This window comes from Synechococcus sp. LA31 (assembly GCF_018502385.1).
Taxonomy (GTDB): Bacteria; Cyanobacteriota; Cyanobacteriia; order PCC-6307; family Cyanobiaceae; genus Vulcanococcus.
Genome location: NZ_CP075523.1, coordinates 2157649 through 2178268, shown reverse-complemented (window position 1 = coordinate 2178268; position 20620 = coordinate 2157649). Strand labels below are relative to the sequence as shown.

The 20620-nt window shown below is 65.0% G+C and carries 26 protein-coding genes and 1 tRNA gene; 14 read left to right on the top strand and 13 right to left on the bottom strand.

Annotated elements, in window-relative coordinates; translation table 11 throughout:
• Positions 1-34 precede the first annotated feature (34 nt).
• The 3 genes from KJJ24_RS11860 to cbiD all read right to left on the bottom strand — a co-directional run bounded on the left by KJJ24_RS11860 (position 35) and on the right by cbiD (position 3468).
• Positions 35-646 carry a hypothetical protein gene (locus tag KJJ24_RS11860; RefSeq protein WP_214338958.1) on the bottom strand — a complete coding sequence of 204 codons (612 nt, stop codon included), beginning with the start codon at positions 644-646 and terminating at the stop codon, positions 35-37.
• Between the two features lie 61 nt (positions 647-707).
• Positions 708-2303: a glutamine-hydrolyzing GMP synthase gene (gene guaA / locus KJJ24_RS11855; protein ID WP_214338956.1), complete on the bottom strand. Its 1596-nt coding sequence runs from the start codon at positions 2301-2303 to the stop codon at positions 708-710.
• 34 nt (positions 2304-2337) lie between these two features.
• On the bottom strand, positions 2338-3468 hold the full coding sequence (cbiD, locus tag KJJ24_RS11850; RefSeq protein WP_214338954.1) for a cobalt-precorrin-5B (C(1))-methyltransferase CbiD: 1131 nt from the start codon (positions 3466-3468) through the stop codon (positions 2338-2340).
• Between the two features lie 101 nt (positions 3469-3569).
• On the opposite strand from cbiD, the gene KJJ24_RS11845 reads away from it, so the two are divergent.
• The 3 genes from KJJ24_RS11845 to KJJ24_RS11835 all read left to right on the top strand — a co-directional run bounded on the left by KJJ24_RS11845 (position 3570) and on the right by KJJ24_RS11835 (position 5413).
• Positions 3570-4721, top strand: a complete 1152-nt coding sequence (locus KJJ24_RS11845; RefSeq protein WP_214338952.1) for an alanine--glyoxylate aminotransferase family protein — start codon at positions 3570-3572, stop codon at positions 4719-4721.
• Between the two features lie 71 nt (positions 4722-4792).
• The gene (locus tag KJJ24_RS11840; protein ID WP_214338951.1) at positions 4793-5254 is read left to right on the top strand and encodes a hypothetical protein; all 462 of its coding nucleotides are present in this window, start codon (positions 4793-4795) and stop codon (positions 5252-5254) included.
• Positions 5255-5341: 87 nt separating this feature from the next.
• Positions 5342-5413, top strand: a tRNA-Gly gene (locus tag KJJ24_RS11835).
• A gap of 335 nt (positions 5414-5748) precedes the next feature.
• On the opposite strand, the gene KJJ24_RS11830 is transcribed toward KJJ24_RS11835, so the two are convergent.
• Together KJJ24_RS11830 and KJJ24_RS11825 are read right to left on the bottom strand one after the other, a co-directional pair.
• The gene (locus KJJ24_RS11830; protein WP_214338949.1) at positions 5749-5973 is read right to left on the bottom strand and encodes a hypothetical protein; all 225 of its coding nucleotides are present in this window, start codon (positions 5971-5973) and stop codon (positions 5749-5751) included.
• Positions 5974-6016: 43 nt separating this feature from the next.
• Positions 6017-6301, bottom strand: a complete 285-nt coding sequence (locus tag KJJ24_RS11825) for a hypothetical protein (RefSeq protein WP_371811729.1) — start codon at positions 6299-6301, stop codon at positions 6017-6019.
• Between the two features lie 57 nt (positions 6302-6358).
• Between KJJ24_RS11825 and KJJ24_RS11820 the strand changes: the two genes are divergently transcribed.
• From KJJ24_RS11820 to KJJ24_RS11810, 3 genes are all read left to right on the top strand, one after another.
• Positions 6359-6883, top strand: a complete 525-nt coding sequence (locus tag KJJ24_RS11820; RefSeq protein ID WP_214338947.1) for an AbrB family transcriptional regulator — start codon at positions 6359-6361, stop codon at positions 6881-6883.
• A gap of 67 nt (positions 6884-6950) precedes the next feature.
• Positions 6951-7367, top strand: coding sequence for a DUF6554 family protein (locus KJJ24_RS11815; protein WP_250544739.1), 417 nt, complete (start codon positions 6951-6953; stop codon positions 7365-7367).
• A 34-nt stretch (positions 7368-7401) separates the two neighbouring features.
• Complete coding sequence (locus KJJ24_RS11810; RefSeq protein WP_214338946.1) at positions 7402-7776, top strand: hypothetical protein; 375 nt, start codon at positions 7402-7404, stop codon at positions 7774-7776.
• Here KJJ24_RS11810 and KJJ24_RS11805 read toward each other — a convergent pair.
• Positions 7724-9277: a DEAD/DEAH box helicase gene (locus KJJ24_RS11805; protein ID WP_214338944.1), complete on the bottom strand. Its 1554-nt coding sequence runs from the start codon at positions 9275-9277 to the stop codon at positions 7724-7726. The genes KJJ24_RS11810 and KJJ24_RS11805 overlap by 53 nt on opposite strands.
• A 208-nt stretch (positions 9278-9485) precedes the next feature.
• Between KJJ24_RS11805 and KJJ24_RS11800 the strand changes: the two genes are divergently transcribed.
• Positions 9486-9860, top strand: a complete 375-nt coding sequence (locus KJJ24_RS11800) for an HNH endonuclease (protein WP_214338942.1) — start codon at positions 9486-9488, stop codon at positions 9858-9860.
• 10 nt (positions 9861-9870) lie between these two features.
• Here the strand turns inward: KJJ24_RS11800 and KJJ24_RS11795 are convergent, their stop codons facing one another.
• The gene (locus KJJ24_RS11795) at positions 9871-10080 is read right to left on the bottom strand and encodes a hypothetical protein (protein WP_214343791.1); all 210 of its coding nucleotides are present in this window, start codon (positions 10078-10080) and stop codon (positions 9871-9873) included.
• 32 nt (positions 10081-10112) lie between these two features.
• Between KJJ24_RS11795 and KJJ24_RS11790 the strand changes: the two genes are divergently transcribed.
• Complete coding sequence (locus KJJ24_RS11790; RefSeq protein ID WP_214338940.1) at positions 10113-11021, top strand: SDR family oxidoreductase; 909 nt, start codon at positions 10113-10115, stop codon at positions 11019-11021.
• Here the strand turns inward: KJJ24_RS11790 and KJJ24_RS11785 are convergent.
• Positions 11018-11179 carry a hypothetical protein gene (locus KJJ24_RS11785; protein WP_214338939.1) on the bottom strand — a complete coding sequence of 54 codons (162 nt, stop codon included), beginning with the start codon at positions 11177-11179 and terminating at the stop codon, positions 11018-11020. The genes KJJ24_RS11790 and KJJ24_RS11785 overlap by 4 nt on opposite strands.
• On the opposite strand from KJJ24_RS11785, the gene pdxA reads away from it, so the two are divergent.
• Positions 11178-12206 (top strand): 4-hydroxythreonine-4-phosphate dehydrogenase PdxA, encoded by a 1029-nt coding sequence (gene pdxA / locus KJJ24_RS11780; RefSeq protein WP_214338937.1) that lies wholly within the window; start codon positions 11178-11180, stop codon positions 12204-12206. The two genes, KJJ24_RS11785 and pdxA, sit on opposite strands and share 2 nt — an antisense overlap.
• Here the strand turns inward: pdxA and accB are convergent.
• The gene (gene accB, locus KJJ24_RS11775; RefSeq protein ID WP_214338935.1) at positions 12203-12676 is read right to left on the bottom strand and encodes an acetyl-CoA carboxylase biotin carboxyl carrier protein; all 474 of its coding nucleotides are present in this window, start codon (positions 12674-12676) and stop codon (positions 12203-12205) included. The genes pdxA and accB overlap by 4 nt on opposite strands.
• A gap of 5 nt (positions 12677-12681) precedes the next feature.
• On the bottom strand, positions 12682-13242 hold the full coding sequence (gene efp / locus KJJ24_RS11770; RefSeq protein ID WP_214338933.1) for an elongation factor P: 561 nt from the start codon (positions 13240-13242) through the stop codon (positions 12682-12684).
• A gap of 67 nt (positions 13243-13309) precedes the next feature.
• Between efp and KJJ24_RS11765 the strand changes: the two genes are divergently transcribed.
• Positions 13310-14383: a peptidylprolyl isomerase gene (locus KJJ24_RS11765; protein WP_214338932.1), complete on the top strand. Its 1074-nt coding sequence runs from the start codon at positions 13310-13312 to the stop codon at positions 14381-14383.
• Between the two features lie 4 nt (positions 14384-14387).
• Complete coding sequence (gene thiL, locus KJJ24_RS11760) at positions 14388-15383, top strand: thiamine-phosphate kinase (RefSeq protein WP_214338930.1); 996 nt, start codon at positions 14388-14390, stop codon at positions 15381-15383.
• 43 nt (positions 15384-15426) lie between these two features.
• Here thiL and gap read toward each other — a convergent pair whose 3' ends face one another.
• Complete coding sequence (gap, locus tag KJJ24_RS11755; protein ID WP_214338928.1) at positions 15427-16449, bottom strand: type I glyceraldehyde-3-phosphate dehydrogenase; 1023 nt, start codon at positions 16447-16449, stop codon at positions 15427-15429.
• Positions 16450-16689: 240 nt separating this feature from the next.
• Between gap and murC the strand changes: the two genes are divergently transcribed.
• From murC to KJJ24_RS11740, 3 genes are read left to right on the top strand one after another with little or no spacing between them, the layout of a single operon-like run.
• Positions 16690-18072, top strand: coding sequence for a UDP-N-acetylmuramate--L-alanine ligase (murC, locus tag KJJ24_RS11750; protein WP_371811806.1), 1383 nt, complete (start codon positions 16690-16692; stop codon positions 18070-18072).
• Entirely contained in the window at positions 18069-18986 is a 918-nt protein-coding gene (gene murB / locus KJJ24_RS11745) for a UDP-N-acetylmuramate dehydrogenase (RefSeq protein WP_214338926.1), read from the top strand. Before murC ends, murB begins: the two co-directional genes overlap by 4 nt.
• A 30-nt stretch (positions 18987-19016) precedes the next feature.
• A complete protein-coding gene (locus tag KJJ24_RS11740; RefSeq protein WP_214338924.1) occupies positions 19017-19355 on the top strand; it encodes a YbaB/EbfC family nucleoid-associated protein in 339 nt (112 codons plus the stop codon).
• 14 nt (positions 19356-19369) lie between these two features.
• Here the strand turns inward: KJJ24_RS11740 and rsgA are convergent, their stop codons facing one another.
• Together rsgA and KJJ24_RS11730 are read right to left on the bottom strand one after the other, a co-directional pair.
• Positions 19370-20380: a ribosome small subunit-dependent GTPase A gene (gene rsgA, locus KJJ24_RS11735; protein WP_250544737.1), complete on the bottom strand. Its 1011-nt coding sequence runs from the start codon at positions 20378-20380 to the stop codon at positions 19370-19372.
• A complete protein-coding gene (locus tag KJJ24_RS11730) occupies positions 20373-20618 on the bottom strand; it encodes a sulfurtransferase TusA family protein (protein WP_214338922.1) in 246 nt (81 codons plus the stop codon). The genes rsgA and KJJ24_RS11730 overlap by 8 nt, the downstream gene beginning before the upstream one ends.
• Between the last annotated feature and the right edge of the window lie 2 nt (positions 20619-20620).

The window sequence follows — 20620 nt, the reverse complement described above, 5'->3', positions numbered from 1 at the left end:
AACTGCTCCCAGTTTGGCGTGCGAAGCCAGATGCTCAACGGCTGCTGGTTTGCACCGGGGGTTGCACGATCTGCTGACGGCAGAACTGCTGCGATCCCCACCACCAGCCACCGCCCACAGCCAGCACCAACAGGGCCGAAAAGGGCAGTAGCGCTTGGCGGGTCACCGGCAACAGCATCCATTCGCTCCAGTCGCGCAAGAGTCGTTCGCGATCGAAGCGGCGCCGCTCGCTCACTTCCTGTTGCAGCCGCCGTTTCAGGGCCTTGGCCACCCAGCGCTCGAAGGCCCGCTTCTTGGTGACGGCCATCTTGCGCTCTACCTCGAGCAGCTGGCCGGGCGTGAGCTCGGGGTTAAAGGTGCCGATCAGATCGAGGCTCTTGAGAAACATCTCCACCGCGCCATCTTTGATGACACGGTCCTCCTCGCTGAGCAGCTCCCACTCCAGCTCCGGGTAAAACCGCAGCCGGTTGGTCTGCACTTGCTCCTCATCCAGTTGGCCGGGCTCGCGCAGCCAGCGATCGGTGTTGGCGTCAAAGCGACGCCAATAGAGGAACGGATTGAGGTAAATCACCTTGCCGGCCAGCTGGATGCTGTCCTGCTGGAGGCGGCGCTGCAGCTGGAGGTCCTGCTGGGGGGCGGCGGTCAAGGCTCCTGGGCCGGGGCCCTGAGGGTAACGGAGCCTTCCGGATGCGGCTAGCCGATGCGGCTCACTCCCACTCAATCGTGCCGGGGGGCTTGCTGGTGATGTCGAGCACCACCCGGTTCACACCCTTCACCTCGTTCACGATCCGATTGGAAATCGTTTCCAGCAGGTCGTAGGGGAGGCGCGACCAATCGGCGGTCATGCCGTCTTCGCTGGAGACGCAGCGCAGCACCACCGGGAAGGCATAGGTGCGCTTATCACCCATCACACCAACGCTGCGCACGGGCAGCAGCACGGCAAAGGCCTGCCAGATGTCGTGATAGAGGCCAGCAATCTTGATTTCTTCGCGCACGATCAAGTCGGCATCGCGAAGGATATTGAGTTTGTCGCTGGTGACCTCGCCGAGGATGCGAATCGCCAGGCCTGGACCGGGGAAAGGATGGCGCCCCACGATCTCCTCCGGCAGGCCAAGGCTGCGGCCCACCTTGCGCACCTCGTCTTTGAACAACTTGCGCAGCGGCTCCACCAACTTGAACTGCAGATCCTTGGGCAAGCCACCCACGTTGTGGTGGCTCTTGATCTTCACCGCCACCCGCTCACCCGTTTTGGGATCCACGTTGGTGCCAGCGCTCTCGATCACATCGGGATAAAGGGTGCCCTGAGCGAGGTAATCGAAGGGACCAAGCCGCTTGCTCTCCTCTTCAAACACACGGATGAATTCAGTGCCGATCAGCTTGCGCTTCTCCTCAGGATCGGTGACACCAGCAAGCTTGTTGATAAAGCGTTCGCGAGCATTGATGTATTCCACATTGATGTGGAAGCGCCGATCAAAAAACTCCACCAAGAATTCGGGCTCACCTTTACGCATGAAGCCCTGGTCGATAAACATGCACGTGAGCTGATCACCGATCGCTTTGTGCAGCAGAAAGGCAAGTGTGGAGGAATCCACGCCACCGGAAAGAGCCAGGAGCACACGCTTGTCACCCACCTGGCGGCGCACATCAGCCACCGCCTCATCAATGAAAGCGTCTGTGGTCCAATCGGGCGCACACCCACAGATGTGATAAACGAAATTGCGCAGCAGGGCCATGCCGCACTGCGAATGCACCACCTCCGGGTGGAACTGGACGCCGTAGAGCCTGCGCGCGTGATCCGCCACGGCGGCTTCAGGCGTGTTGTCGGTATGGGCCAAACGCACAAAGCCATCCGGCAAACGCTCTACCGAATCACCATGGCTCATCCACATCGTGGATCCCTCATCCACGTTGGTGAGCAGATCCGTAGGGTCGTCAACAAACAGCGGTGCTTTGCCATATTCAGCGCGGCCAGCTGCCACCACGGAGCCGCCCAGCTGCTGCACCATCAGCTGCATGCCGTAGCAAACCCCGAGCACAGGAATGCCCAACTTCCAGATTTCGGGGTCACACAGCGGCGCATGCTCGGCATAGACCGAACTGGGGCCTCCACTGAGGATGATTCCCCTGGGATTGATGGCCTTCAATTCCTCCGCCGTGGTGGCGTAACCCATCACCAGGGAATACACCTCGGTTTCCCGCACACGCCGGGCAATCAATTCGGAATACTGCGATCCGAAATCGAGAATCACAATCGCCGGGTGACGATCGGTTTCGCCGATGGCGGTGGGGTTCACGTTTGACATAGGGCGGCCAGCTGCTGCGGCCCGGGCAATCCCTTCACCCTAGATGTCGGGCCCTGAAGACCTCCCACAGCTCTGCGCCCACCGGCCCGCGCCCGCAGATCTGGCGCTGCCGATCAAACAACACCGCACCGATCCGCAGGCCGCTCTGGCCGTGGCGCGCCAGATAGCTGAGGCTGCGCTGCTCCACCGCCGCCGCCACCTGCTCCTGCAACACCGCCGCCGCTGCGGCATCCAGGGCCGCCAGACCCCGCAGGGCCTCATCAACGCTTCCGGCGCGCGCCAGCTGTTGCAACTGCTCCAACGGCAAACCCAGCAAGGCCGCCTGGGTGGTGAGCACCTCCAGCCGTCCATCGGCCAGATGATGGTGGGTGTGAAAAATGCCGCCAGCCAGCTTGATCAACTTGCCCTGGTAGCCAAACAGCAGCAGACGCTCCACGCCCTGCTCAGCAGCAGCCACCACCAAGGGACCGATCCAGTTACCGCTCTTGAGCAGCAAGGGCTGCGGCAGGCCGAGGTTCGGTGCCAGATCCAGCCCATTTTCGCCGATCACCAACACCAGATCGCGCGCTAGCGCTGGATCCAAGGCACGCCTGGCCAGCTCAGCGCGGGCCCGGCCCAGCTGATCGGGGTCGGCGCTGCGCTGCACAGCCGCCTGGGTGCCGATCAAAGCCAGCCCATCGACCACACCGAAGGCAGCGTTGCTGGTGCGCTGGGCCAGCTGCTGTCCACCGGGGAGGGTGATACGCAGCCGCAATCCCTGCCCCTGCGGCACCAGAGGCCGCAGGTTGCACTCCAGGAGCTGCCGGGCAAAAGCCGAAAGGCAGAGCTGCGCTGTGCCGGAGTGCACACCCACCCCCTCGCCAGCCTCTAGCTGCAACCAAAGCTCGGCCACTGGCGCCTCACACCAGCTGGCCTCCACCCACACCGGCAGCCCACGGGTGAGATCCAGACCGTCACCGGGGTCACAGCGGGCCATCCCCAGGGCACGCTCCGACGAGAGCCGCGCTGCCGCTTCCACCGGCACGGGCTGCAGGGGAGCTGCAGGGTCGTCCGGCTGGAGCTGCAGGTTCACCTCGGCTGCCGCAGATTGGCCTCGCAACGGCAGCAGGGCCGCCACAGCAGCAGCGGCCACCCAAACCGGCAAGGTGTAGCCGCTGCGGCTCATGGGATCTGAGAAGAGCGAGGGGAAGGCTGTTTTTTAAGCTGTTGGATTGCGCCGCATCGGGCTGCGCAGCCGCCTCCAGATTCGCCCCTCCAGCCTCTTCCATGCAGGACAAGCTCACCCTGATGATCCCCGGCCCCACCCCGGTGCCGGAAACCGTCCTGCAGGCCATGGGGAAGCACCCCATCGGACACCGCAGCGCCGACTTTCAGAAGATCGTGCGGCGCACGACCGAGCAGCTGCAATGGCTGCATCAGACCAAGAACGACGTTCTGGTGATCACCGGTAGCGGCACAGCCGCCATGGAGGCCGGAATCATCAACGTGCTGAGCAAGGGCGACAAGGTGCTCTGCGGCGACAACGGCAAATTTGGTGAGCGCTGGGTGAAGGTGGCCAAGGCCTATGGCCTGGAGGTGGAGGTGATCAAGGCCGAGTGGGGCCAGCCCCTCGATCCTGACGCCTTCCGCAGCGCCCTCGAGGCCGATAGCGGCAAGGCGATCAAGGCCGTGATCCTCACCCATTCGGAAACGTCCACCGGGGTGATCAACGATCTGGAAACGATCGCCAAGCACGTGCGCGCCCACGGCACCGCCCTCACCATCGCCGACTGCGTCACCAGCCTGGGGGCCTGCAGCGTGCCGATGGATGCCTGGGGCATCGATGTGATCGGCTCCGGTTCCCAGAAGGGCTACATGATGCCGCCGGGGCTGGCCTTCGTGGCCATGAGCGATCGCGCCTGGGCCGCGGCCGAGCGCTCTGATCTGCCGAAGTTCTATCTGGATCTGGCGAAATACCGCAAATCGGCCCACGCCGATAGCAACCCTTTCACCCCCGCCATCAACCTCTATTTCGCCCTGGAGGCTGCCCTGGGGATGATGCAAGCCGAGGGCTTGGAGGCGATCTTCGCCCGCCATGCCCGCCACCGCGCTGCCGCCCAGGCCGGGATGAACGCCATCGGTCTGCCCCTCTATGCGGCTGAGGGTTGCGGCAGCCCCGCCATCACCGCCGTGGCTCCCGATGGCATCGATGCCGAGAGCCTGCGCAAGAAGGTGAAGGAGCGCTTCGACATCCTGCTGGCCGGCGGCCAGGACCACCTCAAGGGCCATGTGTTCCGCATCGGCCACCTGGGCTTTGTCTGCGATCGCGACGTGCTCACCGCCGTGGCGGCCATCGAAGCCACCCTGCAGGAGCTTGGCCTGCATAAGGGCACGGCAGGAGCCGGCGTGGCCGCCTGCGCTGCCGCTCTGGCCAGCTGAAACACGGGCTCATCTTGTTGGGGCAAAGCGTGCCGATCTGTCTAGGGTCGGAGAGCATGCTTTGCCTCCCAATGCGCCGCTCCTTCGCCGCCGCAGCCGCCTGCCTGAGCCTGGCTCTGGTGGCTTGCTCCCCTGTGGAACAGAAGAAGAAAAACAAAGAAGTGACCGAACAACAGGCCACCGTTGATGTCTGCGATCAGCTGGTGAAAGTAGGCACTGCCCTGGAAGCCAGCGCCGCACTCACGCCCACCTCCACCGTGGGTGAAGCCGAAGCTGCTGGCCAACAACTGCGCACCGCCCTGAAGGGCCTGAAGCAGGCTGAAACAACCCTGGAAGAAGCACGCCTTGAAGCCTTCCAAAAACAAGCACAGGCCTTCAACAAGGAATTGAAGAAGGTTTCCAAGGAGAAGCAGCTCACCCTTGAGGAAGCTGCCAAGACCCTCAAACCACAGGCCGACAGCGTTGTGGCAGCCCACAAGGAACTGAAGGCCGCCGTTCAATGCGACGGCAAGACCCCTCCTGCTGCCAACTGATCAGCAGCGCTGTTGCTAAGGTTGGTTGAATCAATGGCTACATCCCATTGATTCAACCAACCGGTCTGAGTCTCAAGTCTCAGATTTGCGGGTGTAATTCAGTGGTAGAATGTCAGCTTCCCAAGCTGAACGTCGCCGGTTCGAGTCCGGTCACCCGCTTATTCAACGAACAAGCCGAATCAAGGCAGGAATCAGCTGCGCGGCTTGATTAACTGGAGCACTTGAGGGCCAACACTGCCTGCACGCCGCTCGCAATCCAGGGAACGCAAGATCAAGCGAGCAGCTGCTTCAATCTCCCCAGCCGAGGCTGCCGTTTCAGCAGCGAGAGCATGCGTTGATGCTTCCTTCAGCAGGTCTTCGCGGCGAGCGGCAGGTGCCGGGGCCTGACGGGTCGCTTGCATGCATCAACATTGGCTTGCATCAATATTAACGGTCTTGATGCAAGCGAAGCCCTGCGCAGCAGAGCGATCACCGAATCACCACAGACAACCAGGTCAGGTACCAGGCTCTTCGCGATTACCTCCGAGTGCATCGATCTGACCACGCAGTTGATCGACACGTTGCTGATCACCGCGGGTCATCGCCACAGCAAGGGCGAATTCGAGCTTTTCGAGTTGGTGACCGCCTTCGGCATAGCCCCGGATCTGACAAGCCGGTGAAGCTGATGGCTTGCCGACGGGCGAAACCGGAGCGGTGCGATGGCTGTTGGAAAAGGCCATGGTTCGCTTTCTTTCCATTGTGGCACCGCTGCCAAGGGAATGCTCAAGCAGCCATTGGCTGCTCGTCAGCTTCGTCTTCTCCGAGCAGGTTGCGGCAATCGGCCAACAAGGTGGCAACGCGATCAAGGCGGTGCAGATCTTCAGGATCCGCATCCGGTTCTGCAGCGATCCGCTCGAGCTGCAGTTCCAGGGAGCCAAGCCGCTGCTCGAGCTTCACCAAACGCTGGGAGAGAGCGGCCACGGTCTGCGCCAGATCCTCCGTGGATCGCGTAATCCTGAACGACACCGATTCGCCGGCCATGTAGTGAATACCAGGTAGCCCGATCACAGCACACAAGCCCGCCGGCAGCCAGCAGACTGGCGGGGTTCTCAGGGCTTCGCTGCGATGAGCACACCTCTGCAGCTGCTCGCCTATGTGGTGGCTGGAGCAGCTGGTGGACTGCTTGCGCTGCGCACAGGCATTCCCGCGGCGCCCCTGGCCGGCGCGCTGCTTGGTGCCGGGCTCGTGAGTTTGAGTGGCCGCCTGGACGTGGCCAGCTGGCCTCCTGGAACCCGGACCGCCCTGGAGATCGCCATTGGCACGGTGATCGGCACCAGCCTGACGGCCTCGGCCCTGGAGGAACTGAGGCTGCTTTGGAAGCCGGCACTGTTGATCACGATCACCCTGGTGATGACGGGCTTGGTGGTGGGGCTCTGGTGCGGCCGGCTGTTGGGTATGGATCCTGTCGTGGCTCTACTCGGGGCCGCGCCTGGCGGCATCAGCGGCATGAGCTTGGTGGGGGCCGAATTCGGCGTGGGGGCAGCTGTGGCCGTGCTGCACGCCGTGCGGTTGATCACTGTGCTGCTGGTGCTCCCCCTAGCCGTGCGCCTGCTGCTAGCAAGCGGCCTCACGCCACCTCCCTCAGCCTGAAACCCACCACGCACTGGATGCCTGGCGACGCGCCCGATACCTTGGGCCCCACTGCCCCAAAGAGTTGATGCAGCGTTCCACTGTTGCCAGAGTGCTGACCGCCTTCCTGCTGACAGCAGCCGCCATCCACAGCGCTCCTGCAGCCCGCGGCGCGGACAACCCGTCGAGCCCGGCCGCCAAGGGTGCGCAGGTGTACTGCTTCATGCGCAATTCCGGCAACAACCACGAGGTGAGCTGGCTGGCTGCCTATGCCCTGATCAAGCGCCAAAGCGCCAGCTTGTTCAAAACATCGCCAGAGCATGCGGCGGTGATGATCACCGAAGCTGTGGTGCAGAACCCGGGCACCTTCCCCGATTGCGGCAAATATCTCGGTGATCTCTATGCCAGCGCAGTGCCGGACCAACAGGAGCAGAAGCAACAACGCGAAGCCGACACGGGCAGCAGCAGCGGCAGCCAGACCCGCAGCGAGCGTTACGCCTACTAGGGCCGCTTCCTTCGGATCGGCAGCAGCCCTGCTGGTGGCCCTGCTGGGGGGATGCGTCAGCGGTCCTGCCGATCCCACCACCACCCTTCCAGGCCTGGGAGATTGCCTACGCCAGGTGGAGATCAAGCGTTTGCAACGGGCCATCGAGCGCTGCGACAGCGTGGTGGAGGCCCATCCCAACCACCCGCAACCGCGCAACGAACGTGCCTTGCTGCACAGCCTGGCGGGAGACAACAAAACGGCCTGCCGCGACAGCCTCGCAGCAGCCAAGCTGCTCAAACTGCTCCCGGCCCAGCCTCCCGCCGACCCCCTGCTGGTGGAAGAAATTGAGCTACGCGCCAAGAGCTGCCGGCTGATTACCAACGCTCCAACAGCTGACGCACCATCCCCGGCAGGCTCCGGCGGCTGAGCAACTGATCGATGCGGGCTGCCTTGCTGGCGATCAGATCATCGACCATCTGATCGGCCACACCCAACTGCAGCCAGTGGCACTGCAGGGGGCCCTGCATACCGATGCGATGACAGCGATCCTCAGCCTGCTCTGCATCACCAGGCGTCCAAGGGCGCTCCAACAACACCACGTGACGGGCCCGGTGAAGGGTGAAACCCAGCCCGCCCACACCAAACGTGCTGATCAAAAGCTGATGCGCCCCGGCCTGGAAGGCATCCACGATCTGCTGCCGTTCAGCGGGCGGTTGGCGCCCGGTGAGCAAAGCACCGCCGAGGCGTTGGTGCAGCAGCTGGGCAGAGGCCACGAAGGCCGTGAACACCACCACCGCATCTCCCTCACCCTGCAGCCGGTTAACCAGAGCACTGGCCGCCGGCAGTTTGTATTCAGCACTGATCTGGCGCAGGGCCGTGAACACAGCCAACACCTCCGCATCCCGCCGCACCAGTCCGGCCGCCGCCCGCCGGCGGTAATCGTCCACCTTGAGCTGCAGGCGGTGCTGGAAGCCCTGGCCCTCGGCCTCGCTCAACCGCACCGGCAAGAGCTGCCGCTGCTTGGGCGGCAGCTCGAGGCAATCCTGCTTGCGGCGATGCAGCACTAACGGCCGCGTGAGCCGTTGCAGCTCCTCAAGGTTGGTGGCACCCATGGCCTGCCACTGACGCTTGCCGTCACGCTCCAGCCAATGGCCCTGGCAGTAACGCTCTTCATAGGTCCGTTGATCAGCAGCGAGGGGATGGCCGATGGCCGCCAGCAAGGGGAAGAGCTGCACCGGCCGGCCGTTCTTCATCGGCGTGCCGCTCAGCAGCCACACCGCCCGCAGACGTGGATGGCGGCTCAAGCGCAGAAAGGCCTGCGTGCGGCTGGTGTGCAGGTTCTGGGCGTAGTGCGCTTCATCGGCGATCAACACCGTGCCAGCCGGAGGCAACTCAGCGGGAAGCCGCGCCCAGCTGAGCAACTCCAGTTGCAACTGCAAAGCGGAAGCTTCCTGACGCCAATGGCGATGCAGACCCGCCGGGGCCACCACCACGATGCGGCAGTCGGCCGCGCGCACCATCGCCCGGGCTGCGGCCAGCGCCGTGAGCGTTTTGCCCAAGCCCATGGCGTCAGCCAGCACTGCACCACGACGCGCCAACAACCAGCGAGCAGCAGCGCGCTGATGGGCGAACAGCTGGCGGCCATCCGGCAGAGGTTGCCCCAGCTCAGCCAACTGCACCAGGTTGCGGTGGGCAGGCAGGGGAGGCAGGGGTTGCTCCAGCCAGCCAAACCAGCGCTGCAGCTCCGGCTCCACCGCAAAACGGCTGCCGAACTGATGGCGTAGCACCGCAGCCGCCTCGAGGGGAAACTGCCAACAACCTCGCCGGCCAGACCACTGCCCCCGTGGCCGCACAGCCCGCAGCTGGGCTTGGGTGACCGCATCAAACGGAAGCTGCAGCTCAATGCAACCCGACTCCCCCAACCGCATCAGGCAGCGCACAGGGGCTGGAGATCGAGGAGGCGAGATCGCGCGGGGAATGGAAACACCACTGCTGCAACGACTCTCGCGCAGCGAATGTGATTCTAACGACACCTCAACAGGAGGCAAGCGTTGCGATGAAGCGTGAAAACAGCATCGCTCGACACATTGACATCCCAGCCACTGCAGGCAAACTCTCCACAATCGAACCAAGCGGATGCACGCCAGGGATGCCGTGTTCCTTGAGGATCTGTGCCCCAAACTTCGCGTTCGACGCTGGAGACAAAATCTCCACTCCTTTACTCACAAAACCTGCATTTACTGCGGGAAGCCATCTGAATCGATCGACCACGTGCTTCCCCAAAGCCGCGGCGGCTTGAGCACCACCGAAAACTGCGTACCCGCCTGCCTGGCCTGCAACGGCCGCAAGAGCGACGCCGACGCCTTCGAGTGGTACAGGCGCCAGCGCTTCTACGACCCCCGCCGCGCCATGGCGATCCGGGCCTGGACCGATGGCGATCTACGGCTGGCCATGCGCCTACTTCAGTGGGCGAGCCCCCAGAGCGCATCGATGGGCCTGCAAGCGGCCTGAGGGCGTGCCCTCACCAAACCCGGCAAGCTGCCGGGCCGTTGTAGCGCTCGCAGATCTCCGCCTGGGCCCGAGGCTGCTCAGGAGCGACCAGAACCGCTGCAAACACAAAGGCCACCACAGCCGGTATCAGCAACTGGCGCGGACGCACCCGTGGACGCACCATGGGGCGCGCCTGCCCGGATGCCACAGACAGAGGAGTAGAGAAACAGGTCGCCGTCATGGACCGAATCAATTAGTGATACAGGTGTACTGGTGACTAGCCGTGCTGTCAACCCGGGGGCGAGGGTGCTGGTCGTGGGTGGTGGCTACAGCGGCCTGCGTTTCGCCGGCGCCGCCGCCGCACGCGGCGCCCAGGTGTGGCTCACCCACCGCCGGGAATCGCTTGAAGCCCAAGGGGCAACTGAGGCCTTCTCCTGGCTGCGCTTTGACGCTGAGGTCGGTGCGATCCCAGAGCTGCCCGAAGGCCTCACCCATGCCCTGATCACGCTGCCACCTAGCGCTGCCGGCACCGATGCGGCCCTGCTGCATCTGTTGGAGCCCCTACGCCACCAACCCCTGCTGTGGCTCGGCTATCTCTCCACCACCGGCGTCTACGGCGACAGCCAAGGGGGCTGGGTGGACGAAACCTCTCCCACACATCCCAGCCTGCCCCGCAGCCAGGCACGGTTGCAGTGCGAACAGCAGTGGCTGAGCAGCGGTCTGCCGGTGCAGAGCTTCCGGCTGCCGGCCATCTACGGGCCCGGCCGCTGCCCGTTCGAGCAGCTGCGCAGCGGCAAGGCCCGCCTGGTGCACAAACCGGGCCAGGTGTTCTGCCGCATCCATGTGGACGACATCGTGGGAACCCTGCTGCACGCCACCGATCAACCCGCAGGCAAGCAGCCCGCCGTGATCAATGTGAGCGACAACGCCCCATGCCCATCGAGCGAAACGCTCGCCTATGCCGCGCACCTACTGGGCTGCAAGCTCCCGGCCGTGCAACGGTTTGAAGCCATTGCACCGGAGATGAGCCCCATGGCGCTGAGCTTCTGGGCCGATAACCGCAGGGTGAGCAACGCGCTGCTCTGCCACGAACTCGGCTATCAACTGCGCTACCCCAGCTACCGCGAAGGGTTCAGCGCCAGCCTGGCGGAAGAGCAGCGGGGGAACAACCCAGGCGCCTAAGTCTGCTGTTGCCCCTGGGATGCAGGATTCTCAGGATGCGGAACAAAAGGCACACCCACATCGTGCAGAAGCCGCTGCCAATGCAGCTCCACCCAACCGCTCTCCACGCCTTTCACCAGGCCAAAGCCGATCAGCAGCAACAACACCCAGCGCAGCATGGTCCATCAAGCCAGCCTTCAGCACGCTAAGCGGGCTCGCCTGGCCGTTTCCCTCGGCGACCCAGCCGGAATCGGCGCGGAAGTCACCCTCAAGGCGCTGGCCCACTGGCCGGCGGAGCACACCAAACCCCTGCTGGTGGGCTGCCGCCGTTGGCTCGAGCAGAGCTACCAGCACTTGCGCAGCTGCAGCGCATCCGCCCTGGCAGACCCGGCCGATTTCGAGGTGCTGGATCGCCCCCTGGAGCAGCCATTGCAACCGGGCCAGGCTGGCGCCGCCAGCGGCGATGCCAGCTTTCATTGGCTCAGCGCGGCCGTCGAGCAGGTTCAGAGCGGCCATTGCCAAGCCCTGGTAACAGCGCCCATTGCCAAACACGCCTGGCACGCCGCCGGCCACACCTATCCCGGACAAACAGAGCGCTTGGCCGAGCTCGCCGGCGTGGCTGAGGCTTCGATGCTGTTCACAGCTCGCTCTCCCAGCGGTGGCTGGCGGCTGAACACGCTGCTGGCCACCACCCACATTCCCCTGGCCGCCGTGCCGCAGCAGCTGAACAGTGGGCGTATCGCCGCCAAGCTCGATACCTTGCTGCACTTCTGCCAGCGCTTCAGCGCCCAACCGCAACTCGTGGTGGCAGGCCTCAACCCCCACGCCGGCGAAGGGGGCCAACTCGGGCGCGAGGAGCTCGACTGGCTGATCCCTGCTCTCGAGCAGTGGCAACAACAACACCCGCAGGTGCAGCTGCGCGGCCCCTTACCGCCTGACACCTGCTGGCTGGAAGCCGGCCACGCCTGGCATAGCCAAGGGGAACCCGAGCCCCGCGCAGCCGATGGCTTCCTTGCTCTGTACCACGACCAGGGTCTGATCCCGGTGAAGCTGCTGGCCTTCGACCAAGCCGTGAACACCAGCCTTGGCCTGCCCTTTCTGCGCACGTCACCCGACCACGGCACCGGGTTCGCCATTGCAGGCCAAGGCGTCGCTCGGGCAGCCAGCATGCGTGCCGCCCTGGAAACAGCGCTGGAGCTCGGTTAGGCGGGCTTCACCCGCATCAACACCTGGCCGAACTCCACGGGGGTGCCGTTTTCCACCAGGATCTCTACCACTTCCCCGCTCACCTCGCACTCCAGCTCATTCATCAGCTTCATCGCCTCCAGGATGCAGACGGTCTGCCCCGTATTGATGCGGGTGCCCAGCTCCACAAACGGAGGATCACCAGGGGAAGGGGCGCGGTAGAAGGTGGCCACCATCGGCGCCGTGATCTCCACCAGATCGCCGCGCACAGCCGGGGCCGCTGGGGGAGCAGCAGACGGAGCGGCAGGTGCTGCAGCCACAGGAGCCGGAATGGCCGCCGGGGCCGTTTGCATCAACACCTGAGGCTGTGTGCTCGGCAGGTTGCGACGCAACTCGAGGCGGAAGTCGTCGCCTTCGAGCTTGAGCTCCTGAATGTCGCTCTCGCCGAGCAGAGCGATCAGATCGCGCAGTTGGTTGTGATCAAGTTGCATGGCGATCAGTTCTCGCGGCCGAGGTAGCTATCCGTGCGGGTATCAATCTTGATCTTCTCGCCCACCGACAAAAACAGCGGCACCATCACTTGAGCACCGGTTTCCACGATGGCGGGTTTGGTACCGCCGGTGGCGGTATCACCCTTCACGCCAGGATCGGTCTGGGTGATCTCGAGCACCACGGAGTTGGGGAGTTCCACCTCGAGGGGCTTGCCGTTCCAATAGACAACGTTCACCTCCATACCCTCTTTGAGGTATTTGCGCTGATCACCGATCTGCTTGGCGGTGAGGCGGGTCTCCTCGTAGGACGACATATCCATGAAGACGTAGTCGTCAGCCTCCATGTAGGTGTGCTGCAGCACAGCCTTTTCCAGCTGCGCTTGGGGCACAGTTTCGCCGGCGCGGAACGTTTTCTCCACCACGTTGCCGCTCTGCACCGCCTTCAGCTTGGTGCGCACAAACGCTGAGCCCTTGCCGGGCTTCACGTGCAGGAACTCAACGACACGCCAGACCTGGCCATCGATCTCAATCGTTGTGCCGGTGCGAAAGTCGTTGCTCGAGATCATTCCGGCAGAACGGTTCAGGCGGGATTGTACGGCTGTGCCAGAGTCCGGGCAGAGACAAGGCTGCAGCATGGATCTCAAGCGCTGGCTCCTGGCCCTTCTGGTGGTGCTGGGCCTCAGCTGCCCGATCGGTGCCTTACCGGCCAATGCCGCGCTGCCTCCCGGCAACGCCGTGAAAGACCCCACAGCGATCCTGCGCAACGCCCTGCCGATCGATCAGCCCGAGCTGCAGGAGCTGCAACACCGGCTGGAGAGCACGAGCGACGAGCTGCGGGCCAAACGCTGGAGCGCGCTCACCGCCACGGTGCGCCGCAGCCAGACACTCCTGAGCAGCAAGCGCGAAACCATTCTCAAGAGCCTTCCCAGCGGCGATCAGGCCCAAGGCAGCGCCCTGCTGGATCAGCTGGACACCCAACTGCAGCAGGTGGCCGCCGCCACCGAAGTGAACGATCGCGACAGCTTCCTCGACGCGCGCCGTGCAGCCCTCAGCAGCATCGGCGAGGTGGAAGCGCTGCTGGTGGGGGATTTCCCCTTCGCGATCCCGGCTGAATTTGCGGATCTACCGCGGCTGCTGGGCCGGGCCACCGTGGAGATTGAAACCACCCAAGGCACGGTGATCGCCGTGGTGGATGGCTACAACGCCCCCATCACCGCCGGTGCCTTCGTGGATCTGGTGCAGAAAGGCTTCTACGACGGCCTGCCCTTCACCCGCGCCGAAGACTTCTACGTGCTCCAAACCGGCGATCCCAAGGGCCCAGAAACCGGCTACCTCGACCCGACAACCAAAACCGAGCGCACGGTGCCGCTCGAAATCATGGTGCCGGGCGAAGCCGAGCCCTTCTACAACGCCACTTTTGAGGATCTCGGCCTGTTCACCGCTCAACCGGTGCTGCCCTTCGCCACCCTGGGCACCCTGGGCTGGGCCCACTCCGACGAGGCCCTCAACGACGGATCGTCGCAGTTCTTTTTCTTCCTCTACGAAGCTGAGCTCACCCCGGCCGGACTCAATCTGGTGGATGGCCGCTACGGCGCGTTCGGCTATGTGGTGGATGGCTTTGATGTGCTGGAGGAGCTGGGCATCGAAGACGGCATCGTGAAGGCGAAGGTGATCGAGGGAGCCGACAACCTCAAGCCCCACGCCTGATCCCGTGCGCCTGCGCGACCTGGGCGAGTGGGAGCTGCTGCAGCGCCTAGCCGCGTTCGCGCCCCCCGGCCAGTTCGAGGATGACGCCGCCCTACTGAGCGAGCAGAGCGGCCGCCAGCTGGTGGTGAACACCGATGTGCTGGTGGAAGGGGTGCACTTCAGCGACGCCACCATGGGTGCCGTGGACCTGGGCTGGCGGGCTGCCGCGGCCAACCTCTCTGACCTGGCGGCCATGGGCTGCAGCAGCGTGGTGGGCCTCACCGTGGCCCTGGTGGCCCCACCTGACACCACCTGGGCCTGGGTGGAAGGGGTCTATCAGGGGCTGAGCGCAGCGTTAAACCACTACGGCGGTGTGGTGCTGGGGGGCGACTGCAGCAGCGGCAGCGAGCGGCTGCTCTCGATCACGGCCCTGGGACACCTTGACCCGGCAGGCGAGGCCATCCGGCGCGGCGATGGCCGAGCCGGCGACTGGTTGGTGAGCAGCGGCCCCCATGGGCTGAGCCGCCTGGGCCTGGCGCTGCTTCTGCATCAGCTGGAGCCCTCCGCCGCCGCACAGCTCAGCCCAGGGCTACAGGAGCGATCGATCCAGGCGCACCGCCGCCCGCAGCCACGCCTGGATGCGTCAGACATCCTGCACCGATGCCAACCCTCTGATCAGCCATGGCGGGTGGGTGGCACCGACAGCAGCGATGGGCTGGCCGCAGCCGTGCGCAGCATCGCCGCCGCCAGCCGGTGCGCTGCGGCGCTGGAGCACGAGCAGCTGCCGCTTGATCCTGAGCTGGCCCAGCTGCCCCAAGGGGAGGGCTGGTGCCTGGGGGGCGGCGAGGATTTTGAGCTGGTGCTTGCCCTCGAGCCCACCTGGGCTGCAGCCCTGATCGCCGCCTGGCCCGGCGCCAGCCGCATCGGAACACTGATGGCAGGGGAAGCGGGGCTGGTGCGTTGGCAGAACAGCGGAGAACCCCTGGCCAACGCGGCTGAAGGCTTCACCCATTTCCAATAAAAAACCGCCCCCGAAGGGGCGGCTTCGTGGTGGTCTCAGACCATCACTTCCAGTTCTTGGCCACAATCTCGGCTAGGTCGACCACGCGCTGGCTGTAGCCCCACTCGTTGTCGTACCAGCAGATCACCTTCACCATGTTGCCGCCCATCACCAGGGTGAGATCGGAATCCACGATGGTGCTCTCGTCTGTGCCGGCGTGATCGCTCGACACCAGGGGTAGATCGCAGTACTTGATGATCCCCTTCATGCCGTTCTCGGAGGCAGCCTTGAGGACGGCGTTCACCTCCTCCTTGGTGGTGTCGCGGCTCATCTCAAGCACCATGTCAACCACCGACACGTTGGGGGTGGGCACCCGCAGGGCAATGCCACTGAGCTTGCCCTTCATCGGCGGGTAGACGAGAGCCACGGCCTTAGCGGCACCGGTGCTGGTGGGAACGATGTTCACGGCGGCAGCGCGAGCGCGGCGCAGGTCGCGGTGGGAAGCATCGAGGATGCGCTGGTCGCCCGTATAGCTGTGGGTGGTGGTCATCGTGCCCTTCACGATGCCGAAAGCCTGGTCCAACACCTTGACGATGGGCGCCATGCAGTTGGTGGTGCAGCTGGCGTTGGAAAGGATGTCCCAGTCTTCGTGGCGGTACTGATCGGCGTTCACGCCCACCACGAACGTTCCCACTTTGTCGCCCTTACCGGGGGCGGTGAGGATCACCTTCTTGGCACCGGCTTCAAAGTGCTTGCTGGCACCCACGTCGTCGTTAAACACGCCGGTGGACTCGATCACCAGATCGACGCCCCACTCCTTCCAGGGGAGGTTGGCGGGATTGCGGTCGTAGAAGGTTTTGATCGTCTTGCCGTTGACAACGATCGTGTCGTCGGTGGTGGTCACCTCTGCGTTGCGCAGGGGGCCGAGCATCGAGTCGTACTTGAGCAGGTGAGCATTGGTGTACGTGTCACCTGAACCGTTGATGCCCACCAGCTCAATGCCGGTATTGGCTCCACGGCTGAGCCAGCAACGCATGAAGTTGCGACCGATACGGCCGAATCCATTGATCGCAACCTTGATGGTCATGGCATCGAGCGGGGAAACCCGCTAGCAAGGGGGATTTGGCCGCCGATCATACAGAGATCTACGTGATGTCCCCATCTGGGGACATGGATCTCAAGCCCGGCAAAACCCTCTCAAACACAACGATCCAGGGAGACAAGGGGCACTTCCCGGCTTACCGTCTCCGGAGGCTTGGACACGCCCTTGGCCCAGCAGCTCGATCGCCGTCAACCCCTCCATTTCATTGGAGTGGGCGGCATCGGCATGTCGGCCATCGCCGGAATCCTGGCGGATCGGGGCTATCAGGTGAGCGGGTCGGACCCGCGCGACAACGCCGTGCTGCAAGACCTGCGCAGCCGCGGCGTGCGCGTGTTCCGTGAACAAAGCGCCACCACCATCGCCGCCATCCGCAGCGGCACCTCCACCCAACCGCTGGTGGTGGTGAGCTCAGCGGTGCCCGCCACCAATCCCGAACTGCAAGAAGCGCGCCGAGCTGGGCTGGAGATTGCGCACCGCTCCGATGTGCTCGCAGCGCTGATCGCCGGCCAAAACTCAGTGGCGGTGGCCGGCAGCCACGGCAAGACCACCACCAGCACCCTGATCGCCAGCCTCCTGCACGCCACCCACCACGACCCCACCGCCGTAATCGGCGGCGTGGTGCCGGCATTTGGCAGCAATGGCCGCAACGGTGATGGAGCCCTGCTGGTGGCTGAGGCCGATGAATCCGACGGCACCCTGGTGAAATTCCAGGCCTGGCTGGGGCTGATCACCAACCTGGAGCTCGATCACACCGATCACTACGCCGATCTGGCGGCACTGATCGCCACGCTGCAGCGCTTCGGGCGGGGCTGCCAGCAGCTGCTGGCCAACCGTGATTGCCCGATCCTCCACGAGCACTTCCAGGCCAGTCACTGGTGGTCAACCACCACGGCCGCGGGAGTGGAGTTCGCCGCGATTCCGCTGGAGCTGAACGGCGAGCGCACCGTGGCTGACTTCTACGAGCAGGGCGTTCGGATCGGCAGCTTCAACCTGCCGCTGCCCGGCCTGCACAACCTCAGCAATGCCACCGCTGCTATGGCGGCCTGCCGGCTGCACGGCGTGTCGTTTGCGGAGCTGCGCCAAGCCGTGGAAGGGCTGCAAGCTCCAGGCCGTCGCTTCGACTACCGCGGCACCTGGAGCGAGCGCCAGGTGGTGGATGACTATGCCCATCACCCCAGCGAAGTGGGCGCCACCCTGGCCACGGCCCAGCTGATGGTGCGCAGCGGCCGCAGCCCGCTGCCGCAGGCACCCCAACGGCTCCTGGCGGTGTTCCAACCGCATCGCTACAGCCGCACCGCCGAATTCCTCGAGCCCTTCGCCGAGGCCCTCTGCCAAGCCGATGAGGTGGTGCTCGCCCATCTCTATGCCGCCGGCGAAGCACCGATTGCCGGCATCTCCAGCCAAACCCTGGCAACCGCCATCCAGCGGTTGCGTCCCGAGCTAGCCGTCACAGTGGCCGACAGCCTTGAGGAGCTCGCTGATGCGGTGGCGGCCCGCAGCCTGCCGGGGGATCTGGTGCTGGCCATGGGAGCCGGCGATGTGAATGGGCTCTGGGGGCGCCTGCAACTCCGCGAAGACCCCCTCGCCACGTTTCCCCTAGCCGCGTGAGCAGCGCCGCGCCGCCCCCTGCACCGCTCGGCCTGCGCCGCGGCGTGGCCCTGGCGGACTACACCACCTGGCGGGTTGGGGGGCCGGCCCAGTGGTTTGCCGAACCCGATTGCAGCGCGCAGCTGCAGGCCCTGTTGCAATGGGCCCGCGCCGAAGGGCTGGCCGCGAGGGTGATCGGCGCGGGCTCCAACCTGCTGGTGAGCGATGCCGGCCTGGAGGGTCTCACGATCTGCAACCGGCACCTACAAGGTGCGGCGCTCGATGGCAGCTCTGGGCTGATCGAAGCGCACGCCGGTGAACCGATCCCGAGCCTGGCGCGCCGCGCTGCCCGGGCTGGGCTCTCCGGGTTGGAGTGGGCCGTGGGCATCCCTGGCACCGTGGGTGGGGCTGCCGTGATGAATGCCGGCGCCCAGGGGGGGTGCACCGCCGAGGTGCTGGAGAGCGTCACGGTGATCGACCCGCAGCGGCCGGATCAACCGTTCCAGATCAGCAACCAGGAGCTGAACTTCGCCTACCGCCACAGCCGTCTGCAGCACGAAGAGCTGGTGGTGCTCACGGCTCGCTTCCGCCTGGAGGCCGGTCACGATCCGGCCGAACTCAGCCGCCGCACCAGCGCCAACCTGCACAGCCGCACCAGCACCCAGCCCTACCAGCAGCCAAGTTGCGGCAGCGTGTTCCGCAATCCCGAACCCCACAAGGCCGGCCAGCTGATCGAGGGGCTCGGCCTGAAGGGCCTGAACATCGGCGGCGCACAGGTGTCACCGATTCACGCCAATTTCATCGTGAACACCGGCGGGGCCACCGCCAGCGAGATCGATCATTTGATCGCCCAGGTGCAGCAGCAGGTGCGTGGCGCTCACGGCATCAGCCTGCACACCGAGGTGAAGCGGCTGGGCCTGAGCAGCACCACGTAGCCTGCCGAGCAGCTCAACTTCCCTGCCCCCATGGCCGGTTTCGGACTCCCCAACTTCGGCCAACTCACCGAAGCCTTCAAAAAGGCGCAACAGATCCAGCAGGACGCCGCCAAGCTCCAAGAGGAACTGGATGCCATGGAACTGGAGGGCACGAGCAGCTGCGGCCGCGCCAGCGTGTGGCTCTCCGGCAACCAGCAGCCGCTGAAGGTGCGCCTCGATCCGGCTCTGCTGGCGGAGGGGCAGAGCGCCACCGAAGGTGCCACCCTCGATGCCCTGAAAGCGGCCTATGAGCTCTCCACCGGCACGATGAAGCAACGGATGGAAGAGCTCACCGGCGGCCTCAACCTCAACCTGCCAGGCATGGGCTGAGGGGTCAGCGGAGCTCAGTCGTCGTCAACATCGCTCTGGCGCTGGCGCCGGCGCGACACCTGACGCAAGCGCTGATCCAACAGCGGCTCTCGGCGGCTGCCCCGCTGCTTAAGCCCGGCGGAACCAATGCTGCGGCCCTGCTCGCGCGCCGCCTGTGCCTGCACTGCCTCAAGGCAGGTGGTGTAGATGGGAAAACGATCCCAGTCGCTGCCCACGGCGCAGCCGGGATCGCCCTGGTGCAGGCAATTCTTGAACCGGCAGACGCCAGCGACCAGCCGCTGACGGATCTCGGGAAACAGCGGCCCGAGATCCCCTGGTTCCAGAGGCAAATCGGGGCGGTTGAACCCCGGCGTATCGGCCAGCAGGGCCCCGGGGACCAGGGGAAACAGCTCCACGTGGCGGGTGGTGTGGCGGCCGCGCTGGAGACGGCCTGATACGGCACTCACCCGCAAGGCAAGCTCCGGCACCAGGGCATTGATCAAGCTGCTTTTCCCCACGCCAGAGGGGCCGCAGAGCACAGCGATGCCGGGCTGGGCCAAACGCTGCCGCAACTCCGCAATCCCCGCGCCCTGCTGGGCTGACACCAGCAACGGCCCGTAGCCCCAGCCCTGCAAACGCTCGCACCAAGCCGCCCGCTCCGCGGCACGCAGCAGATCTGCCTTGGTGAGCACCAATTCCACCGCCACGCCAGTGCGCTCAGCGGTGATCAGAAAACGGGTGAGTTGCAGAGGGTCGAGCTGAGGTTGCTCCAGCGCCACCGCCACCACCACCCGGCTGCAGTTGGCGACGGCGGGGCGCTCCAGCAAGCTGTTGCGGGGTTCCAGAGCCGCAACGGCGCCGCGGCCTTCCGGCCAGTCGATGCCATCGATCTGCACGCGATCGCCGACGCAGATCTGCTGGCCGGTTTTGCCGAGACGGGTGCGGCGCACGCAGAGCAAATGCTCGATGCCGCCGGGGCCAGGTTGCTCGAGCTCCACACGGCAGAAGTTGGCCTCCAGGGCCATCACCCGCGCCCGTTCAGCCAAGGCGTTGAATCAGCAACCGCACCGCTCCGGGCTCGAGGGCTTCCACCTCCACATACTGGCCTGCTTCGCGCAAACCCGAGGCCACCATCTGCTCGGGCTCGCCGGCATCGAGATCCACCTGAAGCCAGGCACCGAGCGCGAGCTTCTCCAGCGCCAGCTTGCTGCGGATGAAGTTGAGCGGGCAGGGGGTGCCGCGCAGGTTGAGCTGAGCAGAGGAATCAGGGGCGGCGGTGCTCACGG

Coding starts and splice junctions, on each gene's coding strand:
- murC (WP_371811806.1), top strand. CDS start 16,690: ATGTCGGCCATCGCCGGAATCCTGGCGGATCGGGGCTATCAGGTGAGC.
- KJJ24_RS11845 (WP_214338952.1), top strand. CDS start 3,570: ATGCAGGACAAGCTCACCCTGATGATCCCCGGCCCCACCCCGGTGCCG.
- KJJ24_RS11840 (WP_214338951.1), top strand. CDS start 4,793: ATGCGCCGCTCCTTCGCCGCCGCAGCCGCCTGCCTGAGCCTGGCTCTG.
- gap (WP_214338928.1), bottom strand. CDS start 16,449: ATGACCATCAAGGTTGCGATCAATGGATTCGGCCGTATCGGTCGCAAC.
- KJJ24_RS11815 (WP_250544739.1), top strand. CDS start 6,951: ATGCAGCGTTCCACTGTTGCCAGAGTGCTGACCGCCTTCCTGCTGACA.
- KJJ24_RS11800 (WP_214338942.1), top strand. CDS start 9,486: ATGCACGCCAGGGATGCCGTGTTCCTTGAGGATCTGTGCCCCAAACTT.
- pdxA (WP_214338937.1), top strand. CDS start 11,178: ATGGTCCATCAAGCCAGCCTTCAGCACGCTAAGCGGGCTCGCCTGGCC.
- efp (WP_214338933.1), bottom strand. CDS start 13,242: ATGATCTCGAGCAACGACTTTCGCACCGGCACAACGATTGAGATCGAT.
- KJJ24_RS11785 (WP_214338939.1), bottom strand. CDS start 11,179: ATGCTGCGCTGGGTGTTGTTGCTGCTGATCGGCTTTGGCCTGGTGAAA.
- accB (WP_214338935.1), bottom strand. CDS start 12,676: ATGCAACTTGATCACAACCAACTGCGCGATCTGATCGCTCTGCTCGGC.
- guaA (WP_214338956.1), bottom strand. CDS start 2,303: ATGTCAAACGTGAACCCCACCGCCATCGGCGAAACCGATCGTCACCCG.
- KJJ24_RS11820 (WP_214338947.1), top strand. CDS start 6,359: ATGAGCACACCTCTGCAGCTGCTCGCCTATGTGGTGGCTGGAGCAGCT.
- KJJ24_RS11765 (WP_214338932.1), top strand. CDS start 13,310: ATGGATCTCAAGCGCTGGCTCCTGGCCCTTCTGGTGGTGCTGGGCCTC.
- KJJ24_RS11795 (WP_214343791.1), bottom strand. CDS start 10,080: ATGACGGCGACCTGTTTCTCTACTCCTCTGTCTGTGGCATCCGGGCAG.
- KJJ24_RS11805 (WP_214338944.1), bottom strand. CDS start 9,277: ATGCGGTTGGGGGAGTCGGGTTGCATTGAGCTGCAGCTTCCGTTTGAT.
- KJJ24_RS11740 (WP_214338924.1), top strand. CDS start 19,017: ATGGCCGGTTTCGGACTCCCCAACTTCGGCCAACTCACCGAAGCCTTC.
- KJJ24_RS11830 (WP_214338949.1), bottom strand. CDS start 5,973: ATGGCCTTTTCCAACAGCCATCGCACCGCTCCGGTTTCGCCCGTCGGC.
- cbiD (WP_214338954.1), bottom strand. CDS start 3,468: ATGAGCCGCAGCGGCTACACCTTGCCGGTTTGGGTGGCCGCTGCTGCT.